Origin of the sequence: Mesorhizobium sp. M7A.F.Ca.CA.003.01.2.1 (assembly GCF_003998945.1) — a bacterium.
GTDB classification, from domain to species: Bacteria; Pseudomonadota; Alphaproteobacteria; order Rhizobiales; family Rhizobiaceae; genus Mesorhizobium; species Mesorhizobium ciceri.
Genome location: NZ_RZRA01000114.1, coordinates 1 through 8,655, shown reverse-complemented (window position 1 = coordinate 8,655; position 8,655 = coordinate 1). Strand labels below are relative to the sequence as shown.

Annotated in this window: 8 protein-coding genes; 6 read left to right on the top strand and 2 right to left on the bottom strand. The window is 61.7% G+C overall.

The window, feature by feature from the left end; translation table 11 throughout:
• The first annotated feature begins 195 nt into the window (after nt 1-195).
• From EN969_RS07405 to EN969_RS07380, 6 genes are all read left to right on the top strand, one after another.
• Nucleotides 196-2,757 carry an FAD-dependent oxidoreductase gene (locus tag EN969_RS07405; RefSeq protein WP_063168209.1) on the top strand — a complete coding sequence of 854 codons (2,562 nt, stop codon included), beginning with the start codon at nt 196-198 and terminating at the stop codon, nt 2,755-2,757.
• A gap of 94 nt (nt 2,758-2,851) precedes the next feature.
• The gene (locus EN969_RS07400) at nt 2,852-3,700 is read left to right on the top strand and encodes a DUF1194 domain-containing protein (protein ID WP_063168208.1); all 849 of its coding nucleotides are present in this window, start codon (nt 2,852-2,854) and stop codon (nt 3,698-3,700) included.
• Nucleotides 3,701-3,778: 78 nt separating this feature from the next.
• On the top strand, nt 3,779-4,123 hold the full coding sequence (locus EN969_RS07395; protein WP_024501320.1) for a peptidase inhibitor family I36 protein: 345 nt from the start codon (nt 3,779-3,781) through the stop codon (nt 4,121-4,123).
• Nucleotides 4,124-4,277: 154 nt separating this feature from the next.
• Entirely contained in the window at nt 4,278-5,228 is a 951-nt protein-coding gene (locus EN969_RS07390; protein WP_063168207.1) for an ABC transporter substrate-binding protein, read from the top strand.
• A gap of 107 nt (nt 5,229-5,335) precedes the next feature.
• Entirely contained in the window at nt 5,336-6,109 is a 774-nt protein-coding gene (locus EN969_RS07385) for an ABC transporter permease (RefSeq protein WP_063168206.1), read from the top strand.
• Nucleotides 6,106-6,888 carry an ABC transporter ATP-binding protein gene (locus EN969_RS07380; RefSeq protein ID WP_013531158.1) on the top strand — a complete coding sequence of 261 codons (783 nt, stop codon included), beginning with the start codon at nt 6,106-6,108 and terminating at the stop codon, nt 6,886-6,888. Before EN969_RS07385 ends, EN969_RS07380 begins: the two co-directional genes overlap by 4 nt.
• Nucleotides 6,889-7,002: 114 nt before the next feature.
• Here the strand turns inward: EN969_RS07380 and EN969_RS07375 are convergent, their stop codons facing one another.
• Together EN969_RS07375 and EN969_RS36610 are read right to left on the bottom strand one after the other, a co-directional pair.
• Nucleotides 7,003-7,941 carry a GlxA family transcriptional regulator gene (locus tag EN969_RS07375; RefSeq protein ID WP_348625597.1) on the bottom strand — a complete coding sequence of 313 codons (939 nt, stop codon included), beginning with the start codon at nt 7,939-7,941 and terminating at the stop codon, nt 7,003-7,005.
• Between the two features lie 345 nt (nt 7,942-8,286).
• On the bottom strand, nt 8,287-8,421 hold the full coding sequence (locus EN969_RS36610; RefSeq protein WP_013531161.1) for a hypothetical protein: 135 nt from the start codon (nt 8,419-8,421) through the stop codon (nt 8,287-8,289).
• Nucleotides 8,422-8,655 lie beyond the last annotated feature (234 nt).

Here is an 8,655-nt window from a genome sequence, read left to right as displayed (position 1 = left end):
GGTCGGTTTCCAGGCCGAGGACATCTGGGCCTTCGCCTGAGTTAGCCTACCGGAAAGCGAACCGCCCCAGGCGCCCGGTGTGAAGCATTCTGCCGTCTGGTCGCTCGGCTTTTTGCCAATGTCGCAAACAGGCTTCAATCGTGCTGCTGCTCCGCCCTATAGTCCGCCCGCTTTATCACTTTGGAGTCGCGGGCAATGGCAGAGTTTCCGAAAAAGGCGAGGGTCGTCATCGTCGGCCTGGGCGGTATTGTCGGCGCATCGATCGCCCATCACCTGATCGAACGCGGCTGGGATGACATTGTCGGCATCGACAAATCAGGTATCCCGACCGATATCGGCTCGACGGCGCACGCCTCCGACTTCTGCTACACCACCAGCCACGATTTCCTGTCGTGCTGGACGACGCTCTACTCCATCGATTTCTACGAGAAGATGGGTCATTACGCGCGTATCGGCGGCCTCGAGGTCGCGCGTGTCGGCGACGACAGCCGAATGGAAGAAATCAAGCGCAAGATCGCCTCGGCCAAGGCGTTTGGCACGCGCGCGCGCCTGATCGAGCCGGCCGAGATCAAGGAAAAATTTCCGCTCATCGAAGAAGCGATTGTTCAAGGTGGTCTTTGGGATCCCGATGCCGGTCTGGTCATCCCGCGTTCGCAGACGGTCGCCGGCAAGCTGGTCGACCAGGCGGAAGCGTCGGGCAAGCTCAAATCCTTCGCCAACACATCGGCCCGGTCGCTGGTCGTCAAGGACGGCCGCATATCAGGCGTGGTAACGGACCGCGGCACCATCGAGGCCGACTATGTCGTCGTCTGCGCCGGGATTTGGGGCCGGCTGATAGCGGAAATGGTCGGCGAAGACCTGCCGGTCATGCCGATCGACCATCCGCTGACCTTCTTCGGCCCCTACAACGAGTTCGCCGGCACCGGCAAGGAGATCGGCTGGCCGCTGCTGCGCGACCAGGGCAACTCGGCCTATATGCGCGACACCGGTGATCCCAAGACCGCCGAGGGCGGGCAGATCGAATGGGGTTATTACGAAGAGACCAATCCGCGCCTTTGCCACCCGCGCGACCTGCTGGAGAAGGACCAGGCGCGGCTTTCGCCGTCGCAACGCGATCTCGACATGGAACAGATCCTGGCGCCGCTCGAACGCGCCATGGAACTGACGCCGATCCTCGGCGAACTCGGCTATAATGAGAGCCATTCGTTCAATGGACTTCTCCAGGTAACCGCGGACGGCGGCCCGTCGATGGGCGAAAGCCAGAAGGTGCGGGGTCTGTGGTATGCCGTTGCCATCTGGGTCAAGGATGGTCCCGGCATGGGCAAGCTGATCGCCGACTGGATGACCGACGGCCGCACCGCAATCGATCACCATGCCATCGACTATGCACGGTTCTATCCGCACCAGACCAAGGAGCAGTTCATCTGGGACCGCTGCACCGAGACGGCGATGAAGGTCTACAATCCGGCGGTGCATCCGCGCGAGCCGTTCTCCAAGGCCCGCAATATCCGGCGCTCGCCGTTCTGGGAACGCGAGAAGGAACTCGGCGGCTATTTCATGGAACTCGGCGGCTGGGAGCGCGCCCACGGCTATGCCGCCAACGAGCATCTCCTGGAGAAATACGGCAACCGGGTGCCGGTGCGTGAGAACGAATGGGACAACCGCCATTTCTGGCGCGTCTCCAATGCCGAACATCTCGCCATGAGCGAGGATTGCGGCATCGTCAACCTGTCGCATTTCGCCATGTACGACATCGAAGGTCCAGACCATGTCGCGCTGCTGGAATGGTTGTGCGCAGCCAAGATTGGCGGCGACAACAACATCGGCAAGGGCATCTACACCCACTTCCTCGACGAGGAAGGCATGGTGCGGGCCGACTTTACCGTTATTCGCATGGCCGACCGCTGTCGTTTGATCGACGGCGCGGATGCTGGCCCGCGCGATTTCCAGTACATGCGCCGCACGGCACAGGACAAAGGTTTCGACGTCACCATCACCGACGTGACCGAGAAGTTCGTCACCATCGGCATCTGGGGACCGAACGCCCGGGCGACCTTGCAGAAGGTGGTCGAAAACCCGGACGGGCTCTCTGTTGAGAACTTCCCATTCGCGGCGATCAAGCCGGTCCGGATCGGCGGCAAGGACGTCACCGCTTTCCGCATCTCCTATGTCGGCGAGCAGGGCTGGGAACTGCATATGCGCTACGAGGACGGTCTCGCTGTGTGGGACGCGCTGCGCTCGACCGGCGTGATGCCTTTCGGCGTGGAGACCTATGCCAACACGCGCCGCATGGAAAAGAGCCTGCGCCTGCAGAACGCCGACCTTCTGACCGAGTACAATCTGCTCGAAGCGGATCTCGCTCGTCCAAAGGTCAAGGAGAACGATTTCTGCGGCAAGGCGAAGCACGTCGAATACCGCGCCCGCGAGCACCAGCCGGCCATGCTGTGCACGCTGGTGATGACCGAGAATGTCGATTCCAAAGGCGTTGCCCGCTATCCCGTCGGCACCATGCCGGTGATGGATCCGAAGACCGGCGAGACGCTGGTCGACGAACTCGGCCGGCGGTCCTTCACCACCTCGATGGCCTATGGCCCGACCATCGGCAAGAATATCGGTCTTGCCTATCTGCCGTGGGCGTACGCCCAGGAAGGCCGCAAGCTCACGATCGAGTATTTCGGTGAGACATATCCGGTCGAAGTGGCGGCTGTCGGCTACAAGCCGCTCTACGATCCGGAGAATTTGAAGCCGCGCAGCTGATTGCTAGCCGGCGCAAAGGGCATGAAGGCAAAAGCCTGGCCATCGGCCGGGCTTTTCTCTTTTTAAGCCGACGGTTTTCGCTTACCTTCGCGGCATGTCTGCTTTTGCCTGCGCAAGACATTTCCTTTCAGGCTGCGCCGCGTTCGCACTGACGCTCTGGTTGACGCCCGCGGCCCAAGCTGACGAGCCCGTCGATGTCGAGCTGGTGCTGGCCGTCGATGTCTCGCTGTCGATGTCTCCGGACGAACTCGAGATCCAGCGTCACGGCTACGCCGCGGCACTGACGCACGACAATGTGCTGCAGGCCATTGCCGATGGCGCTTATGGCAAGATCGCCGTCACCTATGTCGAATGGGCCGGCACCAACTGGCAGCGCGTCATCGTGCCGTGGACGGTGATCGCCAGCCGCACCGACGCCGAGCGGGTGGTTGCGCAACTATCCGCTCAGCCGCCCAACAGCGCGCGGCGCACCTCGATCTCCGGAGCGCTGGAGTTCGGCAATGACCTGTTCGCCGAAAGCGGCTACCAGGGCACGAAGCGGGTCATCGACATTTCGGGCGATGGCCCCAACAATCAAGGCGCGCCGGTCAACCTGACCCGCGACGATCTGATCAAGCAAGGCATCGTCATCAACGGCCTGCCGCTGATGACGCGAGGCGGTTTTTCCGGCGCCTACGAAGTCAGCAATCTCGATCGCTACTACAGCGACTGCGTCATCGGCGGACCCGGAGCCTTCATGATTCCGGTCAATGACTGGACGCAGTTTCCCGAAGCCATCCGTCGCAAGCTGGTGCTGGAACTCGCCGGCCCGGCCTCGCCGCAATGGGCGGCAGAAGAAGCCACGCATCCGCCGGTGGTATTGGCGCAGGACAAGCCCGCCACCGACTGCCTGGTCGGCGAGAAAATGTGGCGCAACCGCAGCTGGATGTTTGACAGCCGCTAGGCGACCGAAGCATTGGCAAATTGGCCGGACCGCGCTATCCAGTCGGAGGGGCCGCGGCAAAAACCGAGGAAACATCAGATGAAACGTCTAGCCATCCTGACTGCTGTCGCGTCCGTACTTTTTGCCGACGCCGCCAGCGCCCAATACAATGATGAGCCCGCCTGCATGATGTTCGAGCACGCGAATTTTCGCGGTCGGTCCATCGGTATGGGCCCCGACGATTCCGTGAACTTTCGCGGCGGCCAGTTCTGGAACGACCGTGTGTCGTCGGTGATTGTGCGCCGGGGTTGCACACTCATTGCCTATGAGGACTCCCGGATGGGTGGCCGCTCGATCGAGATCCGGCGCCGGATCCGCGATTTCGGCGGCAGCGACTGGAATGACCGTATATCGTCGGCGGAGTGCACCTGCGACGATTATTGAGGCCATTTTGGATTAGCCACGACGGATTTCTGGCGGTGGTAGCCATTGGCCGACAGCAGAGCCGGGCCTGCCGGTTGCCTCACCAAGCTGTTCATTGACAAGCCGATTGGCGTCTGTGAGACAATTCCCCAGCAAAAACAAAAGGGGAACCGACATGAACAGGATCGCCGTTCTTACCGCAACTCTGACACTTGCCGCCGGCCTGTCGGCACCGGCGATGGCTGCCACCTCGGTCACTATCGGCATCAGCGGCTGGACAGGCTTCGCGCCGCTGACGCTTGCGAAGCAGGCGGGCATCTTCGAGAAACACGGACTCGACGTGACCCTGAAAAAGGTGCCGCAAGCGAGCCGGCCGCTCGCCATCGCCAGCGGCGACCTGCAATGCGCGGCCACCACGGTGGAGACCTGGCTGGTGTGGAACGCCAGCGGCGTCACCACCAAGCAGATCTTCCAGCTCGACAAATCCTACGGCGCCGACGGCATCGTCGCCCGCAACAACATCAAGACCGTCGCCGATCTCAAGGGCAAGAACGTCGCGTCATCGGCGCCGGGCACGTCGCCCTATTTCATGCTCGCCTGGGTGCTGAACAAGAACGGCATGTCGACGAAGGACGTCACCGTCGTCAATCTGGAGCCTGATGCGGCGGCGCAAGCTTTCCTCGCCGGGCAGAACGACGCCGCCGTCACCTACGAGCCGTTCATCTCGGCGGTGCGCGACAAGTCGGACCAGGGCCATATCCTGGCGACGACGCTCGACTACCCGATGGTGCTCGACACGGTGGGCTGCACACCCGAATTCCTGAAAACCAATCCGGATGCCGCCAAGGCGCTGGCCGACAGCTATTTTGATGCACTCGACCTGATCAAGAGCGATCCGCAGAAATCCTACGAGACCATGGGTGCCGACGTGAAACAGTCGGCCAAGGAATTCGAGGATTCGGCGAAATACCTGAAATGGGCCGACCGGGCGGAGAACAAACAGTTCTTCACCAAGGAATTCCAGGACTTTTCCAAGACCGCTGGCGAACTGCTGCTGCAGATGGGACTGATCAAGGAAGCGCCCGACGTCACCACGTTGGCTGACACCAGCCCGGTTTCGAACTGATCGTTCGGCCTTTGACCATCAAGCGGCGGCGCCTGGCGCTGCCGCCTTCTCTTGGACAAAGCGCGATTTGAGCATGGGGACCATTTGAAAATGGCGACGATTTGACGATGCGCCCCTTGCATCCAGTCTCGCCGGGCATCCGAACCGTGCTCGGCATTTCCTTCTTCGTGCTTTTCGTGGCCTTCTGGGCTTGGATCACGCTAGGCGGCCACGTCAACCGCATCTTCCTCGCCGATCCGCTGTCGATGCTGCGGGATGGCTGGCGGCTTTTGGTCGAAGACCGTTTTTGGCTCGACGTTCTGATCACCATCTGGCGCGTCTTCGGCGGCTTCCTGCTTGCCTCGGTCGTCGCGGTACCGCTTGGCATCGCGATGGGCGCCTGGAAGCCGGTGGAGGCGTTTCTGGAGCCTTTTGTCTCCTTCGCCCGCTACTTGCCTGCGTCGGCATTCATCCCACTGCTCATCTTGTGGGCCGGCATCGGCGAGCTGGAAAAACTGCTGGTCATCTTCGTCGGCTCGGTGTTCCAGATCGTCCTCATCATCGCGGTCAAAGTTGGCGGCACACGACGCGATCTGGTCGAGGCCGCCTACACGCTGGGTTCCACCAACAGCGGCATCGTCAACCGGGTGATCATGCCGGCCAATGCGCCGGAGGTCGCCGAGACGCTGCGGCTGGTGCTCGGCTGGGCCTGGACCTATGTCATCGTCGCGGAACTGATCGGCTCGTCATCCGGCATCGGCTACATGATCATCAACAGTCAGTCGCGGCTGGCGACGGGTCAGATCATCTTCGGCATCATCGTCATCGGACTGATCGGGCTGTTGTCCGACTTCGCCTTCAAGGCCTTCAACCGCTGGCTCTTTCCGTGGAGCCTGGCGTGAACAAGCTTCTCATCGAGGGCGTTTCGCGCACCTTTGCCGGCGTGCGCGGCGGTCAGCCGGTCAAGGCGCTGATGCCGATCGACCTGGCGGTCGCCGCCAACGACTTCATCACTATTCTGGGGCCGTCCGGCTGCGGGAAGTCGACACTGCTCAGGATTGTCGCGGGCCTGGAAGCATCGAGCGAGGGCCGTGTGCTGCTCGACGGCAAGGCGGTGACCCGGCCGGGGCCGGATCGCGGCATGGTCTTTCAGTCCTACACGCTGTTTCCCTGGCTGACTGTGGCGCAGAACATCGCTTTCGGCTTGCGCGAACGCGGAATGCCCGAAAAGGAGCGGGACGGGGTCGTCGCTTCCTACGTCAATCTCGTCGGCCTGAAAGGGTTCGAGAACCATTGGCCGAAGCAGCTCTCCGGCGGCATGCAGCAGCGCACGGCGATCGCCCGGGCGCTGGCTAACGATCCGGAGATCCTGTTGCTGGATGAGCCGTTCGGCGCGCTCGACAACCAGACGCGCGGTCTGATGCAGGAACTGCTGCTCGGCATCTGGGAACGGCGCCAAAAGACGGTGCTGTTCGTCACCCATGACATCGAGGAGGCGATCTTCATGGCCTCGCGCGTCATCGTGATGACGGCGCGGCCTGGCCGCATCAAGTCGGATGTCGCCATCGACCTGCCGCATCCGCGCCATTACACGCTGAAGACCAGCCCGGAATTCTCGGCGCTGAAAGCGCGGCTGACCGAGGATATTCGGGTCGAGGCGATGCGCACGGCGCAGGCGTAGTCAGACCGACACAGCCTGATCATCTGGAAAGATACTTGGCTCGCTCAACAGACGCTTGAGGCGAGGAAGATCACGTTTCGGGGCGTCCAGAGCCGCCTCACGTGACACCTCTGCTCAGGCGGCCAGCAGCTGCTTGCGGTCGACGCGCTCCTGCTGCGGCGAGCGGGCGTAGAGTTCGCGGTAGCATTTGGAGAAATGCGAGGCCGAGACGAAGCCGCAGGCGACCGCCACCTCGACCACTGGCATCGAGGACTGGATCAGCAGGTGCCGAGCGCGGTCGAGCCGGATTTCGAGATAATAGCGGGCGGGGGAGCGGCCCATCTCGGTGCGGAACAGCCGCTCGATCTGGCGGCGCGACAGGTCGACATGATCGGCGATCTCGATCAGTGACAGCGGCTCCGACAGATTGCCTTCCATCAACTCGATGATGGTCAGCACTTTCGAGTTCTGGACGCCGAGGCGGGCGCGCAGCGGCAGGCGCTGGCGGTCGGTGGGGCTGCGCACGCGGTCGGTCAGCACCTGCTCGCAGACGCGGTTGACGAGGTTCTCGTCAAAGTCGTCGCCGATCAGCTTCAGCATCATGTCGAGTGCGGCGGTGCCACCGGCGCAGGTGTAGATGTTCTGGTCGATCTCGAAGAGGTCGGCAAAGACATTGGCCTTCGGGAACGCCTCGGAAAAGCCCGGCAGGTTCTCCCAGTGGATGGCGCAGCGCTTGTTGGACAACAGGCCGGCGGCGGCGAGGATATGCGCGCCGGTGCACAGGCCGCCGACGGCGACGCCGCGATTGTATTCCTCGCGCAGCCAGGCGAAGGCGGACTTGTTTTGGTAGCGCTCGACATTGATGCCGCTGCAGACGATGGCCATGTTCGGCCGATCGGGACCTGCCATCTTCTTGCGTTCATCCTCGAGCGACGTGTTGACCGCGCACTCGACTCCGTTCGAGGCGCGCACCGGCTTGCCGTCGATGCTGGCGAGGCGCCATCGATAGGCCTCGTAGCCGAGCATGCGATTGGCCGAGCGCAGCGGGTCGAGCGCGGTCGCAAAGGCGATCATGGTGAAATCGGGAATAAGGAAGAATACAAACGACCGCTTGATCGGATGCTTTACGGCGTTCAAGGGAACCTCACACAGCCATGGCGCGAACAGGATGTCGCGAATAGCATAGCGACATCAGGAAAAACCATGTCTGTCAATCGGCTACGCCGCTACGACAAGATTAAATTTGCGACATGGGTCGCAAATGGGCAATCGGCGTGCAGCGGGGCCCGGAAGTGGCACGAACTGTTCAAGGGACAGGCAGCGTACAGCCTGTGCGCAGAACAAAAACGCCGCTCTGGCTGGAGGCAGGCGGCGTTGCAGTTTTAAAGCAGCGGCAGGGATGCGCTGCCTGGAAAATCTTCAGGCGACGAAGCCGAGGCGCGCCGCATTCATGGCGCCAGTCTGGCCGGGCATGGTGTTGGCGAGACGCTGACGCTCGAGAGCGGTGGTCAGGTTCATTTCGCGGCGGGCAAAGAGGCGGGCAAAAAGCTTCATAATCATCTCCATTCGGTTGCTCAGACGGGTCGCCTTCGCTTGATGGAGTGGGGCAGCTCGTTTGCTGGCGCTGATATAGGCTTGTGTAAGCAGAAACTAAATCGCAAAAGCGAACCGCTTGATATGAAATGCGACATCGATTGCGACAGATTTGGGCAAGGTGCTCAAAATTTACGATCATTTACAAGACATTAAGTGAAAACAGGAGCTGCTATGCGGCTTTCTCATATGCGT

What these genes read in the sequence shown, in the direction of transcription:
- EN969_RS36610 (WP_013531161.1), bottom strand. Translation starts at nt 8,421, where the DNA reads ATGAAGCTTTTTGCCCGCCTCTTTGCCCGCCGCGAAATGAACCTGACC.
- EN969_RS07405 (WP_063168209.1), top strand. Translation starts at nt 196, where the DNA reads ATGGCAGAGTTTCCGAAAAAGGCGAGGGTCGTCATCGTCGGCCTGGGC.
- EN969_RS07390 (WP_063168207.1), top strand. Translation starts at nt 4,278, where the DNA reads ATGAACAGGATCGCCGTTCTTACCGCAACTCTGACACTTGCCGCCGGC.
- EN969_RS07375 (WP_348625597.1), bottom strand. Translation starts at nt 7,941, where the DNA reads ATGATCGCCTTTGCGACCGCGCTCGACCCGCTGCGCTCGGCCAATCGC.
- EN969_RS07395 (WP_024501320.1), top strand. Translation starts at nt 3,779, where the DNA reads ATGAAACGTCTAGCCATCCTGACTGCTGTCGCGTCCGTACTTTTTGCC.
- EN969_RS07400 (WP_063168208.1), top strand. Translation starts at nt 2,852, where the DNA reads ATGTCTGCTTTTGCCTGCGCAAGACATTTCCTTTCAGGCTGCGCCGCG.
- EN969_RS07385 (WP_063168206.1), top strand. Translation starts at nt 5,336, where the DNA reads ATGCGCCCCTTGCATCCAGTCTCGCCGGGCATCCGAACCGTGCTCGGC.